Annotated in this window: 1 protein-coding gene; it reads right to left on the reverse strand. The window is 60.1% G+C overall.

Translation table 11 applies throughout. The features are described from left to right. A partial coding sequence (gene dsbG, locus ABD353_RS40100) for a thiol:disulfide interchange protein DsbG (RefSeq protein WP_344628624.1) occupies positions 1 to 278 on the reverse strand: 278 nt, incomplete at its 3' end. Positions 279 to 306: the final 28 nt, after the last annotated feature.

Genomic DNA, 306 nt, shown 5'->3' on the forward strand with positions numbered 1-306 from the left:
GTCAGAGCCATTTTCCCATTCGATTGCTCGTAATCATGCCAGGTTTTCGCCGGATCGCTGCTGGCGAGAATCGCCGCGGCGGTGGCCGGGCTCTCCGGCTTAATCACCCCCACGAGCAGAGTGCGGATCTGCACTTTACCGGCCTCTACCCAGGGGCGGGATTGCTGCCAGAACTGCTTGCAGTAGGGACAGAAGGGATCGGCAAAGACATACAGCACGATAGGGGCGTCCTTGCGACCATCCTGCAGCCAGTGGGCGCTGGCCATCTTCTTCCACATCTCTTGTCCCGCCCGGGTATAGAGGTCT

It is taken from the genome of Kitasatospora arboriphila, assembly GCF_039528095.1.
Taxonomy (GTDB): domain Bacteria; phylum Actinomycetota; class Actinomycetes; order Streptomycetales; family Streptomycetaceae; genus Kitasatospora; species Kitasatospora arboriphila.